This window comes from Arthrobacter sp. Leaf234 (assembly GCF_001422665.1).
Classification (GTDB): domain Bacteria; phylum Actinomycetota; class Actinomycetes; order Actinomycetales; family Micrococcaceae; genus Arthrobacter_D.
The window spans coordinates 500,647-520,692 of record NZ_LMLU01000005.1 but is presented as its reverse complement, the minus strand read 5'-3'; the positions used below and the strand labels follow the sequence as shown (position 1 = coordinate 520,692).

The window sequence follows — 20,046 nt, the reverse complement described above, 5'->3', positions numbered from 1 at the left end:
GCACCGAGGCGGTGTCGCACCTCCCTACCGGAGCTGTGACCGGATCAGGAGGTCCGGTCACGGCGCACTGTGTCCTCGCGTGCCAGAAGCAGCCCCAGCAGGAGCATGAGCGTCGGGACGGCGCTGTATAGCGGGGCGAAGAACAGGTTCCAGGCGGACTGCACGACGACGAAGACGAGGAGTGCGCTGGCGCGGCCGTCGGTCAGCAGGCGACTGAACATGACGATGATGACGCCGATGAGCACCGCGGCGAAGATCAGCCCGGGAATGCCGAAATCGGCCCAGAGATCGCCCACGACGGAATGCAGTTCGAACCTGCTGCCGAACATGTATCTCTCCACGTAACCGTTGTTCGGGTCGTACCCCAGACGGGTCATCCCCTCCTTCGCGGCGAGGATGTCCCCGGGCGTCGGTACGGCGCCGAGCCCGAAGCCCAGGACACGATCCCCCATCAGGCCGGCTGTGGCACCGAGTTCCGGACGCGAACCGAGCAGGATGGACCCCGAGGTCTCGACCTGGCGGAGGGATCGCTCCTGGGTGTCCTCACCGAGGTAGCCGTCGAGGATCAGGGCCTGCCCGAAGGCGTAGACGACGTAACCCATCGCTCCCACCGCGATGACCGTCGCCACAGACGAGGTCTTGCCGGTCGCTGAACGGGGACGGCCCTGCCACAGGACCGCCAGCAGAGTGAGCATCAGGATGGCGAACGCCGACCGTGAATCGTTGAGGGCTGAGGTCGCGCACAGGGCGATCAACGCGAGCGCCTCCGCCCAGCGCCTGCCGGTGAGCGATGCGAGTCCGAGCGCGATCACCATGGCGGGAAGACCGAAGCCGAACTTCCAGGGATTGAGGGCGAAGCTCTCGCTTCCAGGGGTGACGTGCAACAGCATGCCGAGACCGAAGAACGTCACGGCCCAGCCGGTTCGCATGAGGGTCCTGGCCCACAGCAGTGCACCTGCGCCGGCCAGGATCCCCACGAGCAGCATGAGGGAGATCATGCCGGCGTTCGGACTGATGACGTGGTCCTGGGACGAGTAGACGCCCAGGAGTACGCCGCTGATCGCGGTGACCGCGCCGAGGAAGTAGACCAGCGCGCCGGCCCGCTGCGCTGTGGCGACGCGGATCCACACCGGCAGGAGTGCGAGTGCGGCGACGTACCCGATGGTGAGTCCGTAGGGCAGATTGAAGCGGTAGCCGAGAAGGATGAGCACCGCGGCTGCCACGAGACGCTCGAGGAATTTCCAGGCTTGTCCTCGCGCGACGTCGTCGTGCGTGGTCAGGTCCCTGAGGTGGGAGGGCGTGATGGCCCTGGTCCCGGCCCAGTTCGTCAAGGCTTCCTCCCTCGGCTCAAGGCCTCCACCTCGCGGACGATCTCGGTCCGATAGGCGGCGATGCCGTTCCGGCTCTCGGCCGCCACCGAATCGGCGACGGCGGCCTCGCGGTAGGTCGGCCAGGACGCCACCATGTCCGCCACCGCATCGGCGATGCCCGCTGCCGAGTCGGGAGCGACCCGCAGCACCGAACCGAACCCTGCCGACGCTTCGCGCAGACCCGACGTATCACTCACGACGGCAGGGCGTGCGGCCAGCATCGCCTCGACAGCCGTATTACCGAAGGGTTCGTCGACACGGGAGGGCACCACCACGATGTCTGATCGCGCGATGAACGGCCACACGGACGGTTGGAAGCCGCGCAGGTGAACACGGTCGCCCACCCCGAGCTCATCGATCCGCCGACGCAGGTCGGCTTCATAGGCTTCGTTCCCGGGAAAGACGGCGCCCACCACCTGCAGGTCCGCCTCGATGTCCCGACTCCGGAGGTGGGCCAGCGATTCGATCACGAGGTCCGGGCCCTTGCGGTGGGACAGCCGTCCCACGTAGACGAGGCGGACGGGTCCCGAAATGCCTGGTCGGGCGGCGTCGACGGAGGGCGGGCCGGCCACGCCGTTCGCAACGACTCTGCACTTCCGCGCCAGGCGGGGGAAGGAGGAGGCGAGAACGTCGACGCTGAAACGACTGTTCGTGATGAGGGAGTCGGCCAGGAACAGCGGAGAGGCCAGGAGCTTCCGCACGACGGAGGATGCAGTGCTCTCCGCCTCGTGGATGTGCACCAGGAGCGGCGTACGCGTCAGGGAAGCGACGACGGACCAGAGCGGGATGGTGATCGTGTTCACGTACACCCCGACCGGACGCGTCTCGCGGACGAGGCGGACGCCGGCGAGAAGCGACGCCAGCGATTCCCCGGTGAGCCTGAGAAGCCCGGACGGGCTGAGAAAAGCCTTCCGCAGCACCGGGGTGGGACAGAGCCGCACGGTAGCGCCCCTCTGCTCCGCCTCCGGAACGAGGGGGCCATGGTCCGGAACGGTGAGCACGACGTGCAGGCCGGCGGCGGTCAATCCTGCGATCGTCTCGAGAAGCACTCGATCGGAGCCGTAGAGATCTGCACTCGGATGAGCGATGAGTACAGTTCTCGTCCGGCCTACGTCGTCCCTGCGGATCACATTCCACCCCATCGGCTCCAGCCGGCCAGCGATGGTCCGGGCTCTTCAAATATAGGGGAAGGGTCCCCGGGTCATAGGGCAGGGACCCCACCCCGGAGATCCGGGATGAGGTCCCTGTCGTCATCGTGCGGTTATGGCGAAGGAACTGTCACCAGATCCTGCAGCCGGAACGCGACCGGGCCGTTCGTCGACGAAGCCGACAGATAGGTTTCGACACCCACGCTTCCACGTGCCTGGAGGGCTGCGGTGGAGTCGCTCGACACGATCTGCCAGGCAGCGGGCTCAGGTGTCCCGGCCTTCCAGATCTTCGCGGCGACCGTCGTGCTGCCGGCGCCCGACGTGTCCACCTTCATGGTGAGGACGTCACCTGCCGCATAGGTCAGACCGGAGACTGCACGAGCCAGCATGAGCGTCTCCGTCGTGCCGACCTTCTTCTTCAACTCGATCGTCACTGCCCCGTTCTTCTGCAGCAGTGCCTTCGCCCTGTACTCGCCGGCATTCGGGACCCTGCGGGGGATGACGCTCACCTGAAGACCGCCGCCGTCCGCCACCTTGTCGACGGAGAACACGCTCGTCGTGGTGGAATTCAGGACCGATACGGCATTGAGCTGTGCGGCGAGGGTGGCCCCGGCCGACGTCGCCATGATTCCGGATCCTGCAGCGACCGAATACTTGGCGGCCGCCCACGAGGAGATGGTCCAGACGCCGCCGACCTCCGCGGTGCCCCAGGCATTCGCGGTGCTCCTGTCGAACAGGTCCTTGGCTGCAACCGTCTGGGCGGGAGGCGCCGTGACCGTGACGGACTTCGTCACAGTGTCCGTCGCACCCTTGTCATCAGTCACCGTCAGCACCACCGAGTACGTCCCCGCCGCACCATACGTGTGCGNGGAGGCGCCGTGACCGTGACGGACTTCGTCACAGTGTCCGTCGCACCCTTGTCATCAGTCACCGTCAGCACCACCGAGTACGTCCCCGCCGCACCATACGTGTGCGACGCCGTCGCACCCGTCTTCGCAGCAGAACCGTCCCCGAAGTTCCAGCTGTACGACGCGACCGTCCCATCAGCATCCGAGGACGCCGACCCGTCAGCAGCAACCGTCAGCTCCGTCGCCGTCACCGACGCAGCAGCCACAGGAGCCTTGTTCGGAACAGCGTGAACTCGCACACGAACTAGTCGCACCCGTCTTCGCAGCAGAACCGTCCCCGAAGTTCCAGCTGTACGACGCGACCGTCCCATCAGCATCCGAGGACGCCGACCCGTCAGCAGCAACCGTCAGCTCCGTCGCCGTCACCGACGCAGCAGCCACAGGAGCCTTGTTCGGAACGGTGGTGGTCCCTCCGCCGAGGCGGTAGTGGTCCGCGACCTCAGTGGCCCCGAGGGCCCGTGAGTAGACGGCTACCTCGTCGATCGTCCCGGCGAAGAACGGCTGCGGCCCCCAGGTGTTGTCGCTACCGATCTTCCAGTGCCCGCTGTAGCCCTGGGCGCTTGTCTGGGGGTTCGTCCCGACGGCTTTGCCGTCCACGTACAGAACCATCCCGTCGCCGGACTGTGTCGCTACCATGTGGTGCCACTTGCCGTCGTTGTAGGCGTCCGTCGACTGCGCGAGATTCGTCCGGCCGGTCCACACACCGAAGGTGAGGCGTCCGTCATTCTCCATGTAGACGTGTCGGTCGTAATTGCCCGACAGGCCGTTCGGGTTGTCACCGAAACCGATGAGCTTGCCGCCGTTGGCCGTCGTGGTGTTGAACCACAGCTCCTGGCTGTACACGCTGGGGTTGTCATAGCGCTTGGTGCTCGACAGCAGACCTGACGATCCGTTGAATTCCGCGGCACCGTCGGAGACGTCCTTCAGGGCACCGGCCTTCCCCAGAGTGATGCCGGAGACGTAGGTCCCGGGAACGCCTGCCTGAGAAGCATCGGCGGCGGTGGAACCATCGGCCTCGTTCAGTCGCCAGTAGAGCTCCGGTTCAGCCGAGTAGACGGCAGCACCGTAAGCGTCGGCAGGCTTCTTCGGTCCAGCGACCTCGCGACCGCTGTTCGAATAGTGTGCCTGGATCTGCGCGCGGGTGAGCTCGGTCGGGTAGATCGCGACATCGTCGATCACGCCGTTGAAGTAGTAGCTCGCCGGCTGGTTGGGCCAGCCACCGAGGTTGTCACCTCCGACGCGCCACACCCCCTGGAAGCCCTGGCCCCTCGTGGTGTCCGCACGCTTGCCGATGAGGACTCCGTCGATGTACAGCGCCATTCCGGCCGGACCGAGCGACGACACCACGTGATGCCACTGTCCGTCGTTGTAGCTCTTCGACGAGTTGAGGGTACGGACGGTGTTCGGGTAGACGCCGAACCAGATGCGCCCCTCGTTGTCCATGTATGTCTGACGATCGTAGGAGCCGGAGTTCCCGGTCAGGGATCCGCCGTAGCCGAGGATCTTGCCACCGGACGTCGTGGTCGTCTTGACCCAGGCCTCCGACGTGTAGGTGTTCGGTGCCTCCTGCGGTGTGCGTCCCGCGGCGGCGCCGGTGTCCGTGCCGTTGAACGTGCTCGCTTTGTCGGCGTCCTGGGCGATGGCCCCGGCCTCACCGCGGGTCACACCGGCGGCGGCCGTCAGGTCGTTGAAGCCGGCCCAGTCGACGACGTTCGTCCCACTTGCCTCACCGAGGCGCCAGTAGGACGAGGCTCCGTCGTCGAGGACCGAGGTCGCGTACGGACTGACCGAGCCTGCGGCGGCGATCGTCACTTCGACGCTCTCCGAGCGTGCCTCGTTCCCGTACGCATCGAGAGCGAAGATCCGGTAGGTGTGCTTCGACCCCGGAGCCAGGCCCTTGTCGATGTAGCTCAGCGTCGGCATCTGCCAGAAGGTCGACTCGCCCGTCGTCTCGTGAATGGGCGCTGTCAAGTTGCCGTCGCGGTAGACACGGTAGGTCAGCTTCTTGTTGTCACGGTCCCAGTTCGAGGCCCAGGTGATGCGGGCTTCCCCGTCCTTGACGGAGATGACTGCCGGGTTGGCCGCCTTTCCTGCCTTTTCCGGTGCCTTGTTGTTGGTCGACTTCGTCCCGATGCCGAAGCGCACCAGGCCCTGCTGGCGGACTCCGCTGACCGTCGGGAACTCGCCACCCATGACGACGTACTCGGAATTTCCCGTGACGGACCAAGTCGCCTGGTACTGGCCCGTGAAGGACCCGACGGTGAAGGTGGGCCACCAGTTCAACAGGGCTGAATGCTGGTTGCCTTCGAAGTTCCGGTACCCCTGGGTGTCGCGGGTGATGGTGGCCACCGGCGTCTTCCCGAAGGCGAGCGCGTGGTTGTAGCTCCGGGGATTCGTCTCGGGGAAGCCTTGGACGTTACCGCAGTAGTGCGCATGGCCGGCCGAGTAGACCACGTCCTGGGTGCTCCAGACCGAGTAGGTGTCGCCATGGCAGTCCTCGAGCCAGTTCACGGCGCCGTCGGACCAGCGTGCTGCCACGACACCCTCGAAAGCCGTGCCGACTCCGTTGAAGTCGTAGCCGGATGCGTAGACGTAGTCGGCATCGGAGGTCAGTCCGGTGATGGCAGCACCCGTACCGGAGTTGTTGATGAAGCTGTTGACGGCCCAGGGCTCGACGGCGGACGTCGAGGCGTTGATCGAGGCCCACCCTGCATTGGTGGCCCCGTTGACCGTCGTGAAGTTTCCGCCGACGACGACCTTCGTGCGATCGGGTGAGACGACCATCGACGTCACGTCGCCACCGGTGACCGTCGGGTTCCAGGGAAGCAGCGCGGCGTTGGTCGGCGACACAGCGGCAACCTTGTCCCGCCGTGCGGAACCGACGCCGGTGAACCATCCACCGAGATAGACCGCGTCCGGCGTGGCCACGATGGCATTGACCCTCGAGGCGACCAGCGGTGCGAAGCTCGTGATCAAGGCACCGGTGCTCGCATCGAGCGCCGCGACGTACCGACGGTCGGTGCCGTTGACCTGGGTGAAGGCGCCACCGACGTAGATCCGCTTGCCATCGGGCGAGGCGGTGACGCTGCGCGCCTGCGCATTCAGCGAGGCGTTGAAGCTCGTGATCAGCGCTCCGGTCCGGATGTCGAAGGCGAGGATGTTCGCTCGCGGAGTCGTGTTGACGCCGGCTGCGGAGCCTGCGGGCCGGGCCGTCGTGAACTGCCCGACCGCGTACACGGTGTTCCCGATGACGGTCTGCTGCCAGACGACACCGTCCACCTGGACCGTGGGCAGGACGTCGGGCGACGCCGTGACCGGCGAGCTCGGACTGGTCGGCTCGGCCGGCCGACTGTCGGCCGCCGCCGGGAGCGTGGACAGACCGACGAACGACACGCCCATCAGTGCGGCGACGATGCCGGACATCAGGCGGACCGAGCGGCGCGCGGGCACGACGGCCGATGATGCGACCCTGGAGCGGTCGAAGAGTGTCATTTCTTTCCCTTGGCTGGAGGCGCGGTGCCTTCGAAGACGGCGACGGGCGCGGAGACGCTGTAGTTGACGAGCACGGACACGCGGGCCCGCTTGTTCGATTCGACGACGAACACGTAGTCCGCTGTTGCGGATGCTCCCGGTTCGATCGAGGCGGGAAGCGTGGTGGCCCCCGAGCCCCTGAGGGCGAGGCCCGGCACGGCATCCGGTCCCGCCTCCATGTCCACGAGGACGCCGGAGGTATCTACTGCCTCCGCGCTCGTGTTGGAGAGGGTGACGGAGACCTTCACGGCGTCGCCGGCCACTTCGCCCGGCTCGTCCGCTACGCCCTGCACGGCGGCAAGACCGGCCACCGAGACGGTCAAGCCGTCGAGCACCTGGACCTTGTCCGTCATCTTGACCGGCTTGTTCTTCTTCTGGGGGGTCCTTCCCAGCTCCGCGTCATCCGCTTTCGGCTTCGGCGGGACGACGCCCACGCCCTCGTTCATCGCGGAGGCCTTCTTCTTGGCGGCGTCGGACGAAGCCGACCCTGCGCCCGCGTCCGCCGGACTGTCCGGATTCCTGGAAGCAGCCGGGCTCGGTGTTCGTGCGGGTGACGGCGTCTCTGCCGCAACGACCTTCGCCGGCTGGTTCTGCGCTGCGAAGACGGCCTCGTAGGCGGACGACGGTGTCACGCCCGTGAGTGCCAGGGACCCGGTGAGGGCCACACCGGCGGCGATGGCCCCTAGGGCCACTCCCCTGGTCCGCCTGGTGGAGGGCTTGCTGGGTTCGGTGTTCATGATTGCTCTCTGATGACGGAGGGAGAAAGGACGGGACCCGCACCCCTGAATCCGCTGATCTCGCGGAACCATTTGCGCAGGGCAAGACAGAGGAAGAGGAAACTGCCCACTGTGAGAAGTGAGAACAGGGCGAGGAACAGCCCCGGCGCGCCGAGCAGGACGAACGAGATGCAGAGGACGCCATAATCCATGGGAAGGACGAGGAGGCCGGTGATGAGGTCTTTGATGCCGCCGGACGCTGCGGTGATCCCCGCATGTCCGTTCTGCCTGCGCAATTGTTCCGTGAGGATCATCCCGAAGAACGTCGCGCTCGCCACGACGGCGTAGACGAGCGGTACTGCGAGCCAGGCCCGAGGAAGATCGGTGCGCTGGAGGCACACGAACACGGCAATCGGCAGCGCCGTGGTCTTGATCGCGTCGACGATGTGGTCGAGCCACTCCCCTGCCGGTGTTCCACCGCCGCGGAGTCGGGCGACCTGACCGTCGGCGGAGTCGAAGGCGTAGCCGAGGACGAGCGCGCCGGCGACGGCCAGGCCCAGTGGCAGCGACGGAGGGAGGACCAGAAGCAGGAGGATCGCCACGGCGGTGAAGGTCGCGCTGATCCCGGTGACCGCATTGGGGGTGAGGCCGGCCCGGTAGGCCCAGGCAGCGAGGAGCCGGCCGAGCTTCCGGTTGACGAAGCGCGAGTACGCCGGAGCGGTCCGTGACGCACCCTTCTGCGCCGACGCCAGGCGTGCGACCGTGCCCCAATAGGTCTCGTCCGCGAGATCCCGGACCGGAGCAGTGGCCGTCATGCCCGCACCGACTCGTGCTCGGTGACCTCGGCGTCGAGGGGGAAGGCACCGGAACGGCGGCCGCGGGCGCCCCGACGTCCGACGAGCGACAGGCAGAGCTGTTCGTAGCCCTCGGCCACCCGGTCCCAGTCGTAGGCGAGGGCATCGGACTGTGACTTCTTGCCCCGGAGCAGCGCCTCCGATTCGTCCTCCTCGGCTGCGTGGACGAGCGCCGGGATGGCGGCGGCATCGGCGAAGTACTCGCCGTTGACGCCCAGCACCTCGCGGTTGAAGTTGACGTCGAACGCATTGGTGGCCACCCCTGCGCCCATCGCGCGCAGCAGCGACGGATTGGTGCCTCCCACCGAGTGACCGTGCCAGTAGATCCGGGCATTGGCGTACAGCTGATCGAGGAGTTCCTGGTCCCACACGCCGCCGATGAAGCGCACCCGCTCGTCACCCAGGGATTCGACGAGGCGCGTGTAGTCGTCGGAGTACGGTGCGGACCCGACGACGACCAGTGGCAGCTCGGCGTTGCTCCGGACGTATCCGTCGACGATGACGTGGACGTGGTTCTCCGGTTCGAACCGGGCCACCACCAGGTGATAGCCCCCGACGACCAGGTCGAGTTCGGCCAGGCGATCCGAGGCACCGGACTCGAGGATGGGTGCACCGTAGGCGAGGTAGGTGCTCTCGACGCCGAACTCCTGGTGGTAGTAGTCCTGGATCCCGGCAGCATCGGCGATGAGGGCGTCCGACCATCGGACGGCGAGCGACTCGGCCGCCCGGTAGTAGCGCTTCCCGAGCGTGCCCCACTTCGCGCGCTTCCACTCGAGCCCGTCGACGTGCGTTGCCACCGGGATACCGGCTGCGCGGAGGACGGGCAACCAGGGTGAGTTCGCCGAGTTGAAGACGACGGCGACGTCGGCGCGCTTGAAGAAGAGGTGTCCGGCGGACAGGCCCGTGTGGCTCAGGGTCTCGAGCGAACGCTTCTTCAGAGCGGGCAGGTAGACCAGGGTCATGCCCTTGTATTCCGTCTCGGCGTGGTTGGTCTCCGCCGTCGTGCGGCAGTAGACGACCACCTCGTGACCGCGGGCGGCGAGGCGCTGGCCGACTTCCTCGACGCAGGTCTCGAATCCGCCGTAGCGGGCGGGGACGCCGCGCGTCCCGACGAGGGCTATGCGCAGCGGTTTCGATCGAGAGGACAGCAGGTACATGGTTTGACTCCCAGTCAGGTCGGTGACGACTCCGCGTTGGAGCCGGGACTACGGTGAAGCGTCAGAGAGCGGCTTCGTGGACGGCCGGAGCGTTGAGGAGCTCCAGCGTCCGCCGCAGGAAGGAGCTGGAGGTGTGGACTGTGTAGGGGAAGTAGACGACCTCCACACCGACCCGGCCGAAGGTCTCCTCGAGGGCGAGACCCTTCGGAGTGCCCTTCCAGTCGTCCCCCTTGAAGAAGACGTTGAAGCCGAGCTGCTTCCACATGTCGTACTTGGTCGGCTCGGTCTCAGCGACAGCGCGGTCGACGAACTGGACGCTCTGGACGATCTCCAGGCGCTCGATGAGCGGGATCACCGGGCGCTTGCCCTTGTTCTTCTCGAGGAGCTCGTCCGAGACGACACCGGCGATGAGGAAGTCGCACTCGCTCTTCGCATGGCGAAGCAGATTGAGGTGGCCGACGTGGAAGAGGTCGAAGGCGCCGGCGGCGTAACCGATGCGTATTCCCATGGAGGTTCCTTTGGTGCGGACGGGCGCCAGGGTGGCGCCCGTCGGCGTGGTGAGGCCGGACGGGGTCGGGTCGACGGTCATCAGTAGGCGCCGACGGGCTTGAGCATCACTTTGAAGGTGCGCCACATGATGATCAGGTCTCCGGCGACCGACCAGTTCTCCACGTAGTACAGGTCGAGGCGAACGCTCTCGTCCCAGTCGAGGTCCGAGCGGCCGCTGACCTGCCACAGCCCGGTCAGCCCGGGCTTGATCAGGAGGCGGCGGCGCGTGTGCTCCTCGTATCCGGACACCTCGCTGAACAGGGGCGGCCGCGGACCGACGAGCGACATGTCACCCCGCAGGACGTTCCAGAACTGGGGCAGCTCGTCGAGCGAGTACTTCCGGATGACGGCCCCGATCCTCGTGACCCTGGGATCGTCCCGCAGTTTGAACAGCACACCGCTGCCCTGGTTCTGGTCCTTGAGCAGTTCGAGTTCGTCCTCGGCCGTGGTCACCATGGAGCGGAACTTGTACATGGTGAAGACGGCCGAGTCCTTGCCCGCTCTCTCCTGCTTGAAGAACGCCCCACCCGGACTGTCCCGGCGGATCGCGATGCTGAGTGCCAGGAAGAGGGGCGCGAGGATGAGGAGGGCAGTGGCTGATACGGCGACGTCGAGCGCCCGCTTCATCAGGTGGCGGCCGCCCGCGAACTGCGGCAGCTCCACGTGCATGAGCGGGAGCCCCTCGACGGGGCGCATGGTGATACGCGGGCCGGCGACATTGGTGAGCGCCGAAGCCAGGACCAGTTCGGTCGAGGAAGCCTCGAGCCTCCAGCCGAGCTCGCGGATGTAGGAGCTGCCCTTCCGGAGGTGCCCGGCCACGATCACGGCGTCAGCGCCCGTGTGGGCCACGAAGTCCTCCACCTTGCGGAGGCCGCTGACCACGGGGACGAGACGGTTTCCCGTGTGAAGGGCCGCCGGGTTCGACTTGCCCTCGTAGACAGCACCGACGACGGCGTAGGCGGCACCTGACTTCTTGGCGAGCTGCGCTGCGACGTACCGGACGTCCTTCGGCCGGCCCACGACGACCACCTTCGAGAGGTGGTGGCCGAGGCGGCTCTGATGGAGCAGCCACTGGCGCCACAGCCAACGGCTGGACAGGAGCAGGACGGTGCCGGCCGGAAGCGCCAGCACGAGGAGGCTACGGTAGTGCTCGAGGTCCAGCAGCACGGCGACGACAGCCGTCGCAGCGAACGTGGCAAGGCTGGCACGGATGACTTTCTTGTACTCCCCCGCACCCGTTCCCACCAGGCGGGAATCCCTGGTGCGGAACAATGCCATCATGGTCATCCAGCCGGCGGCGATCGCACCGCCGAGCCCGAGGACATCGGCCATGCGGGCACCGCTCGCGTCGAGCGTCAGCACGTTGACGGTGAGCAGGAGGATTCCGAGGATCAGGACGGAGTCGGTCGCGAGCAGGGAGATCTGGTAGCGGCGGCGCCAGGCGGCGCCCGACATCGGCAGTGGTTCCTGGACGGTGGACAGGCCGGGAACCGCTGTGAAGCTTCCGACTGCGCTGTGCATCTGCGTCATCGCGATACCCCTGAGTCGACGGGAGCGACCTGACGGCGCAGCGGATGGATCCGGGGAGCCGACGACGACTGGGGACGGACCTTGGTCTCAGAAGGTCCTGACATCGCCGGCTCCGTTCGTGGGTGCGAGGCGACCGCTGTAGCGGCGGCCCCGCAGATGAACCGGCGGGACGCGACCGAGCGACGGGCGTCCCCCGATTCCGGGAGGAAGTGGTGGAGAGCGCCTACCTGAGTGGAGTGGCTGGTTCCGCAGGATGGACAACCCATGAGTGAGACCCGATTCTTCAAAAATTTCCCCAGCTTTGCCTGCAAAGCTCTTGCGGAAACTCTATGGATCGGTATCGGAGCGCACACGAGTACGCCCTACGTGTTTGTCCTGGACGGCTTACGCGTGGACTACCTGTGCACTACTCGGCACTACTGCGCGGCAGCACGTCCACCTACGCGGAACAGGCGTTCAGGAGTCCCTCAGGTCCTCACGCCGGTTGACACCGAGCTTGGCGAAGATCCGGTAGAGGTGCCCCTCGACGGTTCGTACCGAGACGCTCTTGGCGTCAGCGATCTCACGGTTGGAATAGCCCTCCCGGACGAGGTCGACGATCCTGCGTTCCGTCGGGGTGAGCCGGGGGGTGCTGGCGGCGGGTGAGACCGAGGCGAGGGGCGTCGGGACCGGCCCCTCGCGCTGCTCACCGAGCGTCACGACACGCCGCTGGATGCTGCGTGCCTGCCGGGTTGCTCCCTGTTCACCCATCAGCTGCAGCGCGAGCGAGAGACCGACGAACTCGAAGGCCGTATTGCCGTGCTCGCCGGCGATGGTGGCTGCGGAGACCATCGCCTCGGCGTTCTTCGCCCGGGCGGCGAGGGCGAGATCGAGCAGGTCCGACGCGCCGGAGCCCTCGACGCTTTCGAGCACCCGGATGATGGGGGATACCGCGCCGAGGTCGCCGAGCAGCAGGGAGACGTGGAGGGCCGTTCCCGCCAGCTCCTTGAGCCCCTCCTTCTCGGCCGTCGCCGCGATGGAGAGGAGGTCGGCGCGTGCTCCGGGTGTCTCACCGAGCAGCACCGCAGTCGCCGTGAGGAAGATACGACCCCCGAGCCGCATGGATCGTGAGCCACGCCCGGGAGTCCGCTCGAACTCGACCATCAGCGCCTCGGCTCGGGGCGTGTCGCCGGCGAGGGCACAGGCATAGGCGGCCAGCCCGAGCAGCAACGTCATGACCTGGATCACATCCGATTCCTGCAGGGCCTCGAGCGCCAACAGGAAGTGGTCGCGCGCCTGCCTGTTGTGGCCGGCCCGAAGCGCTCCGATGCCGTCGACGACGTCTCCCCATCCCGCGAAGTAGACGATACTGCGGGGGTGCGCGCGGGAGCAGGTCTGCAGCACGGCTTTCGCCTCGGCGGCGCGCCCACTGGTGGCGAGCAGGAGAACGTGCCGCGCGGCCGCGAACTCGCGGTAGCCGAGCAGGGTGGCACCCTCCGCCTCGATGATCGCGAGGGCCTCGCCCGAGCAGGTACTCCCCTCGACTGATCGCCCCATGCTGCCGAGGACCTCCGCGAGCAGGACCAGACCCCCCAGGCGGGTCTCCGCCGAGCCCCGTGGCTCGGCGATGATGTCCCGAAGCTCCTCCTCCACGCCCTCCAGGTGACCCTCGAGGATCAGGACGTGGGTCTCGAGGAGGCGGATGCCGAGCCGTGCACGGAAGAGGGCGTCCTCGGTGACCCGGAGGCCGTCGCGCAGATCCAGGGTGGCGATGAGGGACCGCCAGCGGTCGACGTCGTCACGCAGGTCCGCGTACGGGGCCCCGGTCCTGAGCTTGAGTTCGAAGGAGAGCAAGGTCGCGTCCTTCGCGACGCGCAGGTCGGTGCAGCCGCGCAGCGCCTCGCCGACGAGCTCCTGGGCGTAGCCGACATTGCCGCGCCCGGCTTGTACCCGTGCGATCTCCGTGAGCGCGTGCCCGTGCAGACCGGGTGCCGAGACGGCGCGGGCGGCCCTGAGGGCGAGGCCGTGGTCACGCAGCGCGTTGGCGACGGCGGCTGCGCGCAGCAGCGTGCGGTCGTCGGCCGGGACGCCACAGTCGAGGCCCCAGGACACCGTCCTCAGGAAGGCGTTGAGCGATGGCGTCCCGGGTTCCAGTGCGGCGAGGACACGACGCCGGATCTCGAGGCTGCGCGCCACAGGCACCTGGCTGCGAAGAACCTCCCCGTAGAGCGGGTGCTCGAGGGACACCGGCTGATCGGGCGCTGGTCCGACGGTGACGAGCCGATCGTCCCGGAGGCTCTTGAGCGCGACAGCATCGACGCAGTGCACCAACGCGTCGAGAGCTATCGGCTCCGCTAAGGCCACGACCTCGAGGGCCTCGACCTCGTCCTTGCTGCGGGCCCGGAGCTGCGAGCGGATCAGGTCGCCGAGCCGCACGTGCACCACGGGCTGTTCGTCGGACAGACGCCAGAAGCCGTTGCGCTGTTCGAGATAGCCCTCCGTCCTGCCCTGCTCGAGAACGGTGAGGAGGAACATGGGGTTGCCGCCGGTCATGAGGGCGAGGGTGTGGCTGGTGCCGGTGAGGACGGGACCGTTCAACACCGTGGCGCAGAGCTCGGCGACGGCTTCGACGCCGAGAGGGTGCAGCTCGGACCGAGCGAGCAGCCCGTCGGTGCTGAAGGCGACGAACTCGGGCGGAAGCGTGGGGCTGGCACGGGTGAGCACGAGGATCTTGGCCCGACGCGCACTGACCAGCTGGGCGAGGAGGGCACTCGAGCCGGCGTCCAGCTCGTGCGCGTCGTCGACGATGATCAGCGGAGGTCGCTGCGAGCGCGCCCGCTCCGCTGACAGGTGACTCATCACGGCACGGAGGATCGCCACCGGCGAGTCGGCGTCGGCGACCGAGAGGGTGTGCAGGTAAGGAGCGAGCGCACCGAACGGGATGTTGCGCAGCGACGAGCCGCCGGTGACCCGGAGCACCGGGGCGGACCAGCGCAGGTGCTCGACGACGGCGCGTGCCACCGCCGTCTTGCCCACTCCCGCCTCGCCGATGATCATCGCACCGAAACCGGACGCATCGTCCAGTGCGGCGACGATCTCCCTGACGTGCCGTTCCCTCCCCACGAGGCCGATCGCAGCGCCCATGCCGGTCACTGCTGCTGTCCGAAGACGAGGGAGAGCTGCTTGCGGCTCGAGAGTCCGAGCTTCGACATGATCTGGTGCACGTGGCCCTCGACGGTCCGCGGAGAGATGTGTTCCTGCTGGGCGATCTCCTTGTTGGGAACGCCGCGGGCGACCATACGGGCGATCGCCCGTTCACGCTCACTGAGGAGCTTCCGCCGCACATTGCGTCGGGCCGGAGTGGAGGTCTTCCGGAGGATCTGCTCGGCGTGCACACGGATCATGGGGTCGTCGTTGTCGGAGAGGTGCTCGATGCTGAGGGCGGCGATGTCTCCGGCGAGATTGTGGTTGCCGGCGTCGACGGCGAGGAGTGCCACCGCTTTCAGCGCGCCGGGATCCCGCGTTGCCAGGCCTTCGGCGAAGCCCGCCGCCAGGTCAGCGAGTGGCCCGTCGGCCGCCGCGGCCGTGGCGGCGAGAAGCTCGGCGGCCTCGTGCCGCCCGAGCTGCACGGACTGGCTGAGGAAGAACAGTTCCGCGCCGCGATAGCCCCTGGCGCCGAGCTCCAGGGCGTGCTCCATGAATTCGGTGGCGATTCTTCCAGGGGTGTCGAGCCAGGCCTCTGCGAGGAGGCTGAAATACCGCACGGCCTCGCGCAGGTGCCACGAGTAGCGTCGGCCGTTCAGGTCGATGGCTTGCAGGTGGTCCTCGGCGGCCTCGGGATCGCTCTCGAGCACCTCGGCATAAGCGGCTGCGGCCTCGGCCAGGGGGAGGAACCCGTGCCGGTCGCGGATGCGGAACTGGCTGATGGCGGGCAGCAGCTTCTCGAGCGCTTGGCCGCTCCGGCCCAGGTAGGCCAGCAGCACGCCCTCCGCGAACTCACAGGGGGATCCGCCGAAGAGTCGACCATCGAACCGGCTTCCCGCGTCGGTCGCGAGGTCGAAACACTCGTTCCAGTGCCCCGCGAGGAAGAGGCATTCGTAGAGACGCGCGATCGCCGCCTCCCTGTCCAGGGGGTCGGACGGGGAGTTGACGAGCCTCGACGTGACCGTGCGGGCGACGGCGACCCCCTGCTCCTGGGATCCGAGGGTTGCATCGACGACACTGACGAGGCTCCGGATCCGGATGTTCCAGCGCGTGTCCTCGGCCCACGTGGCGAGGAGCTCCGGAACGCGCGCGGCGACCTTATCGAACCTACCCTCGAACACATCCAGCTCGAGCCGTACCACATCGGTCCTGCCGCGGAGTTCGAGCACGACGTCATCCTCGGCCTCGCCGTCGAGCCGCGAGGTGACGTCGTGCAGGAGGTCCTCGGTCCCGCGCTCCCGTCCGTGCGTGCGGACCCGCAACCGTGCAGCCAGCAGGCGAGCATCGACCCAGTCCCCGAGGGACAGTTCGTCATCCGCCAGCAGCGCCTCCACGGTTCCGAGGGCCTCGGCCAGGTGTCCCTCGATCCAGAGCTGCCGCGTCCGCTCGACGACGGCGGTGCTGCCGAAGTCGTCGGCGGGGACTGCATCGAGCAGTCGACGGGCGGCTCCCTCGATGCGGTGGTCATTGGCGAGGTGTGCCAGCCCCACGAGTTCCGCCGCCGTGGGGGCGTCGGCGTTGTCGAGGGCCCAGAGCGCGAGCGTCATGCGGCCCTGCACCGGGACCTCTGGCTCGTCGCGGAGTCCCGCGACGGTCCTGAGCGCTTCCCTGCCGGCGCCGGACAGCAGCTGCGCGCGAACGACATCGGCGAACACCCCGTAGGTGAGACGGACGAGGGGTGCGGCGCCGACGTCGACCGTGATGACACCGTCGGACTGGAGGGCGTCGACAGTGGCCGCGGGCACTGCCTTCAGCAGGACGACGACCGGGAGGCTGCCCGAGACGGCGAGCACCTCGACCGCGGCGCGGTCGTCAGGGGGCAGCGCCGCAAGTGTTGTGGCGGTCCCGTCGGTGACCGACCGCCCGAAGTCGGGACGCGGCGCATCCTGCGTCACCCATACCCCGTCGCGTAAGAACAGGTGGCCGGAGACGACGTCGGCCTTCGTCGCCATCTGCAGGTACTTGGGGTTGCCGCCACTGGCTGACCAGAGTTCCTGCGCGGCGGAGCGCGACACCGGGGCGCCGAAGGCTGCCGTGAGCAGTTCCGTGGCCGCGGCGAGCGTGAGCGGGTGGATGTCGAAGCGCTCGAGGACGCCGTCCTTCCAGAGGTCGAAGAATTCCCCCGGCGCCCGTAGGAGGTCCTCGCAGGTGACCAGGAGTCGCACGGCGCCGACCCGCGCGAGATGCGCGATCACCGTCGCGGAGAGCTCGTCGATGTCTTCGACGCCGTCGATGTGCATCAGGGTGGGGCGCTTGGCCGTCGCGCCGGCGAACTTGCGCTGCAGGGCGCTGAGGACGAGGAGCGGACTGCGCGCGGTGTCCTCGTCGAGCTCTGCGAGCAGGACGTTGAGGGCTCCGTAGGGTGTCGTGGAGTGGGCAGCGGAGCCGCGGAGGTAGATGTGATCGAAGTGCCGGGACAGGGCGGCGAGCACCTGCTGCGCGATGATCGTCTTGCCCACGCCGGACGGTCCGACGAGCACTACTCCGTGACCGGCCTCCGCCGCGAGGACCGTCATGGCATCCCGGACATCACCCTCTCGTCCGGCGAAGGGCCAGCGGCCGTCGATGACCGTCACAGGGCAGGCTCCGGTGCGGCCGACGCCGGCCCAGCCACCGACGTCATCGGTCCTCGACCGGCTCCCCGTTTCCACCTCAGCATGAAGTCTCGCCCCACAGCGCTCGTCCCAAGGGGCTCACTTTACAGGCAGCCGCTGCGTGGGGAGGCTCGTACGGGCTGGGTCGGCGCGCAGGGTCTGCGCAGGTTCTGCGCTGCTCCCGCTCCTACTTCTGAGGGTGGAAGCGTTGCTGAGCAGCGAGGAGACCGTCCGTGATGACCTGTTCGACGGCATCTGCGGCGTCATCGACGAGGAATGGGAGGTCTTTCTTCTCCACGGTGCCGAAGTCCTTCAGCACGAAGTCGGCGGCGTCCTGGCGGCCGGGCGGCCGGCCTACGCCGACCCGCACCCTGTAGTAGTCCTTGGTTCCGAGCGCCTTGCTGATGTCACGGAGGCCGTTGTGCCCGCCCTCTCCCCCACCCAGCTTCACCTTGATCGTGTTGAACGGGATGTCGATCTCGTCGTGGACGGCGATCACGTGGTCCGGCTCGATGCCGTGGAAGCGGGCGAGCCCGGAGACGGGTCCGCCCGTGAGGTTCATGTAGGTCGACGGTTTCGCGAGGACGACGCGCGGTCCGCCGAGACCGAGCCTGCCCTCGAGGGTGACGGCCTGGACCTTCGACGTCGTGAATCTGCCACGGAGGCGTCCGGCGAGCACATCGAGGACCATCTGCCCGACATTGTGCCGGTTGCCGGCATAGCCGGGCCCGGGATTCCCGAGCCCGGCTACCAGCCAGGTGTCAGTGGACACCGTGCGGATCCTGCCTACTGCTCGTCGGCGTCGGTGATGACGGCGTCGGCGTCGGCGTCGGCCGCGGTTGCACCCTCGGACGTGCCCTCGACGTCGTCGTCCGTCTCAGGGGTCTCGCCGAGGTCCTGGACCACGGGGGGCATGAGGTTGACGATCAGCGTCTCGGGGTCGGTGAGCAGGGTGACGCCCTGCGGCAGGACGATGTCCGAGGCGAGGACGTGCTGTCCGACCTCGCGTCCCTCGATGCTCACGGTGAGCGTCTCGGGCAGGTGGGTCGCCTCGGCCTCGACGAGGACCGTGCTGGCCTCGAGGTTGGAGACGACGTCCGCTGCAGGCTCGCCCTCGATGTGGATGGCGACATCGACCTCGACCTTCTCGCCGCGACGCACGGTCAGGAGGTCGAGGTGCTCCACGATCTGCTTGATCGGGTTGCGCTGGATGTCCTTGACGAGCGCGAGGTGGTCCTCACCGGCGACGTCGAGCGTGAGGAGGGCGTTGGCGGTGCGCACCGCGAGGGTCGTCGCCTTGGCGGGAAGGAGGACGTGGATGGGGTCCGCGCCGTGGCCGTAGATGACCGCGGGGATCATGTTGGCGCGGCGGGCCTGGCGGGCAGCGCCCTTGCCGAATTCGGTACGGACGTGCGCTGCGAGCTTCTGATCGGTCATGGATTCTCCTGGTGACGTGGGCGGCAGTCCGGTGGACCGCCGTCGGGACTCAAGCCACGGCGGGAGGAACGCGCTTCGGGCTGGTCCAGGACACCGCTCGGGCTGCGCACTGCAGTCCGGGAGACGTCGCTAGCCACCGTCGATCACGGAGTTCGCCGCATGATCTCCGGACAGACCGGGATCCGCAGGCCGCTCCCTCGCCTAGGCATCGCCAATCATCCTACCGCACGCCGTGCGCGGCGCCGCGCCGGCCGCGGTCCTGCGATACTGGTCGATGTCCCAGGGCGCCGCGACCGTCGTCGTCAGCCCCCGTCCGAAGGATCACCACACTGTCCTCCGCACCCCTGCCCTCGACGCGCTACCGACGCATCACGCTGGCACTGTGCATCCTCTGGCTGGTCACGCTCGGGCTGGTCGTGCTCTCACCACGACCCGTGGACCGGGATGGCGGGACGGTCCTGCGTGCAGCCCTCGCCGATCTGCAGCGAGCCGGGTGGCCGTCCTGGTTCGACTACCGATTCGTCGAGACGGTGGCGAACGTCATCATGTTCGTCCCGCTCGGACTGTTCTTCTTCATCCTGGCACCGCAGGGCTGGCGCCGGCTCGGCCCCGTGGTGGGGCTGGCCCTGTCAGCGGGAATAGAGTTCACACAGCTCGCAGCCCTGCCCGAGCGGGTCGCCAGCCCCTACGACGTCGCTGCGAATACGGCCGGCTCCGGGGTGGGCGCCCTCTTCGCCTGGATCATGCTCCGGATGCGGGGGCGGCGGCGCCGCAGGAGCGCGAGCCGCGACGGTCATCATCCGTCCGGCCAACCGCCGGCGCCTTCTCACCCATAGACCACCTGCCTCCCGTTCCTTTGACGGCCGGGGCGCTGACGCATCGTTGTCGACGGCCGGAACGTGCTCGACCCGGCCGCCTGGCGCGCCGACGGTCGACCCTAAGGGAATCGGGCGGCCCTCGCCTCATCGGACCCTCTCGAGGATGGCCGGCGATCTGCGGCATCCGCTGGGACCTACTATGTGAGGAGGTCGCCCCTGTCGAAGGACTGTCTCCGCCAGGATCGACCGAG

14 protein-coding genes and 1 pseudogene are annotated in these 20,046 nt (G+C 67.9%); 1 reads left to right on the top strand and 14 read right to left on the bottom strand.

The window, feature by feature from the left end:
- Window positions 1-44: 44 nt before the first annotated feature.
- From ASF21_RS10165 to ASF21_RS10105, 14 genes and pseudogenes are all read right to left on the bottom strand, one after another.
- The gene (locus ASF21_RS10165) at window positions 45-1,331 is read right to left on the bottom strand and encodes a hypothetical protein (protein WP_055770311.1); all 1,287 of its coding nucleotides are present in this window, start codon (window positions 1,329-1,331) and stop codon (window positions 45-47) included.
- Entirely contained in the window at window positions 1,328-2,419 is a 1,092-nt protein-coding gene (locus ASF21_RS10160) for a glycosyltransferase family 4 protein (RefSeq protein ID WP_162237532.1), read from the bottom strand. The genes ASF21_RS10165 and ASF21_RS10160 overlap by 4 nt, the downstream gene beginning before the upstream one ends.
- A gap of 212 nt (window positions 2,420-2,631) precedes the next feature.
- A pseudogene (locus ASF21_RS17340) lies at window positions 2,632-3,386 on the bottom strand (hypothetical protein); the annotation flags it as partial.
- 1 nt (window position 3,387) lies between these two features.
- The coding region (locus ASF21_RS17335; RefSeq protein WP_235498881.1) for a PKD domain-containing protein at window positions 3,388-3,617 on the bottom strand (230 nt) is incomplete at its 3' end.
- The gene (locus ASF21_RS10150) at window positions 3,586-6,918 is read right to left on the bottom strand and encodes a LamG-like jellyroll fold domain-containing protein (RefSeq protein WP_055770302.1); all 3,333 of its coding nucleotides are present in this window, start codon (window positions 6,916-6,918) and stop codon (window positions 3,586-3,588) included. The genes ASF21_RS10150 and ASF21_RS17335, both read right to left, overlap by 32 nt.
- A complete protein-coding gene (locus ASF21_RS10145; protein WP_157365838.1) occupies window positions 6,915-7,694 on the bottom strand; it encodes a hypothetical protein in 780 nt (259 codons plus the stop codon). The genes ASF21_RS10150 and ASF21_RS10145 overlap by 4 nt, the downstream gene beginning before the upstream one ends.
- Window positions 7,691-8,488, bottom strand: a complete 798-nt coding sequence (locus ASF21_RS10140; protein WP_055770297.1) for a CDP-alcohol phosphatidyltransferase family protein — start codon at window positions 8,486-8,488, stop codon at window positions 7,691-7,693. The genes ASF21_RS10145 and ASF21_RS10140 overlap by 4 nt, the downstream gene beginning before the upstream one ends.
- Window positions 8,485-9,684, bottom strand: coding sequence for a DUF1972 domain-containing protein (locus ASF21_RS10135; RefSeq protein WP_055770294.1), 1,200 nt, complete (start codon window positions 9,682-9,684; stop codon window positions 8,485-8,487). Before ASF21_RS10135 ends, ASF21_RS10140 begins: the two co-directional genes overlap by 4 nt.
- 61 nt (window positions 9,685-9,745) lie before the next feature.
- Window positions 9,746-10,192, bottom strand: coding sequence for an adenylyltransferase/cytidyltransferase family protein (locus ASF21_RS10130; RefSeq protein ID WP_055770836.1), 447 nt, complete (start codon window positions 10,190-10,192; stop codon window positions 9,746-9,748).
- A gap of 80 nt (window positions 10,193-10,272) precedes the next feature.
- Complete coding sequence (locus ASF21_RS10125) at window positions 10,273-11,763, bottom strand: sugar transferase (RefSeq protein ID WP_055770291.1); 1,491 nt, start codon at window positions 11,761-11,763, stop codon at window positions 10,273-10,275.
- Window positions 11,764-12,219: 456 nt separating this feature from the next.
- Window positions 12,220-14,886, bottom strand: coding sequence for a helix-turn-helix transcriptional regulator (locus ASF21_RS10120; RefSeq protein WP_157365837.1), 2,667 nt, complete (start codon window positions 14,884-14,886; stop codon window positions 12,220-12,222).
- A 5-nt stretch (window positions 14,887-14,891) separates the two neighbouring features.
- Window positions 14,892-17,522 (bottom strand): helix-turn-helix transcriptional regulator, encoded by a 2,631-nt coding sequence (locus ASF21_RS10115; protein ID WP_055770286.1) that lies wholly within the window; start codon window positions 17,520-17,522, stop codon window positions 14,892-14,894.
- A gap of 205 nt (window positions 17,523-17,727) precedes the next feature.
- Window positions 17,728-18,312 carry an aminoacyl-tRNA hydrolase gene (pth, locus tag ASF21_RS10110; RefSeq protein WP_055770283.1) on the bottom strand — a complete coding sequence of 195 codons (585 nt, stop codon included), beginning with the start codon at window positions 18,310-18,312 and terminating at the stop codon, window positions 17,728-17,730.
- 14 nt (window positions 18,313-18,326) lie between these two features.
- The gene (locus tag ASF21_RS10105; protein WP_055770280.1) at window positions 18,327-18,977 is read right to left on the bottom strand and encodes a 50S ribosomal protein L25/general stress protein Ctc; all 651 of its coding nucleotides are present in this window, start codon (window positions 18,975-18,977) and stop codon (window positions 18,327-18,329) included.
- 434 nt (window positions 18,978-19,411) lie between these two features.
- Between ASF21_RS10105 and ASF21_RS10100 the strand changes: the two genes are divergently transcribed.
- Window positions 19,412-19,813, top strand: a complete 402-nt coding sequence (locus ASF21_RS10100) for a VanZ family protein (RefSeq protein ID WP_055770278.1) — start codon at window positions 19,412-19,414, stop codon at window positions 19,811-19,813.
- The last annotated feature ends 233 nt before the right edge of the window (window positions 19,814-20,046 follow it).

Excerpts from the sequence above, each read along its gene's own strand:
- ASF21_RS10130 (WP_055770836.1), bottom strand. The coding sequence starts at position 10,192 with ATGGGAATACGCATCGGTTACGCCGCCGGCGCCTTCGACCTCTTCCAC.
- ASF21_RS10125 (WP_055770291.1), bottom strand. The coding sequence starts at position 11,763 with ATGACGCAGATGCACAGCGCAGTCGGAAGCTTCACAGCGGTTCCCGGC.
- ASF21_RS10150 (WP_055770302.1), bottom strand. The coding sequence starts at position 6,918 with ATGACACTCTTCGACCGCTCCAGGGTCGCATCATCGGCCGTCGTGCCC.
- ASF21_RS10120 (WP_157365837.1), bottom strand. The coding sequence starts at position 14,886 with ATGGGCGCTGCGATCGGCCTCGTGGGGAGGGAACGGCACGTCAGGGAG.
- ASF21_RS10105 (WP_055770280.1), bottom strand. The coding sequence starts at position 18,977 with ATGACCGATCAGAAGCTCGCAGCGCACGTCCGTACCGAATTCGGCAAG.
- ASF21_RS10135 (WP_055770294.1), bottom strand. The coding sequence starts at position 9,684 with ATGTACCTGCTGTCCTCTCGATCGAAACCGCTGCGCATAGCCCTCGTC.
- ASF21_RS10145 (WP_157365838.1), bottom strand. The coding sequence starts at position 7,694 with ATGAACACCGAACCCAGCAAGCCCTCCACCAGGCGGACCAGGGGAGTG.
- ASF21_RS10140 (WP_055770297.1), bottom strand. The coding sequence starts at position 8,488 with ATGACGGCCACTGCTCCGGTCCGGGATCTCGCGGACGAGACCTATTGG.